Origin of the sequence: Streptococcus mitis (genome assembly GCF_002860865.1) — a bacterium.
Lineage (GTDB): Bacteria > Bacillota > Bacilli > Lactobacillales > Streptococcaceae > Streptococcus > Streptococcus mitis_AT.
The window spans coordinates 1-728 of record NZ_PKIE01000020.1 but is presented as its reverse complement, the minus strand read 5'-3'; the positions used below and the strand labels follow the sequence as shown (position 1 = coordinate 728).

The 728-nt window shown below is 47.1% G+C and carries 1 protein-coding gene; it reads left to right on the top strand.

Annotated features, from left to right (window positions below; all coding sequences use genetic code 11):
• The coding region (locus tag CYK18_RS10890; protein WP_180948054.1) for a hypothetical protein at positions 1-728 on the top strand (728 nt) is incomplete at both ends.

Genomic DNA, 728 nt, shown 5'->3' with positions numbered 1-728 from the left:
GTGCTTGTTGAAGTGCTTGCACTTGTTGAAGCTGACGTACTTGCTGACGTGCTTGCGCTTGTTGAAGCTGACGTACTTGTTGAAGTGCTTGCACTTGTTGAAGCCGATGTGCTTGCGCTTGTTGAAGCTGACGTACTTGCTGATGTACTTGCGCTTGTTGAAGCCGATGTGCTTGTTGATGTGCTTGCACTTGTTGAAGCCGATGTGCTTGTTGAAGTGCTTGCACTTGTTGAAGCCGATGTGCTTGTTGAAGTGCTTGCACTTGTTGAAGTCGATGTGCTAGCTGACGTACTTGCTGATGTGCTTGCACTTGTTGAAGCCGATGTGCTTGCACTTGTTGAAATCGACGTACTTGCTGATGTGCTTGTACTTGTTGAAGCTGATGTACTTGCTGATGTACTTGCACTTGTTGAAGCTGATGTGCTAGCCGATGTACTTACGCTTGTTGATGCTGATGTACTTGCTGATGTGCTTGTACTTGTTGAAGTCGACGTACTTGCTGATGTGCTTGTACTTGTTGAAGCTGATGTGCTTGCTGATGTACTTGCACTTGTTGAAGCTGACGTACTTGCTGATGTGCTTGCTGATGTGCTTGCTGATGTGCTTGCGCTTGTTGAAGCCGATGTGCTTGTTGAAGTGCTTGCACTTGTTGAAGCTGACGTACTTGCTGACGTGCTTGCGCTTGTTGAAGCCGATGTGCTTGTTGATGTGCTTGCACTTGTTGAAGC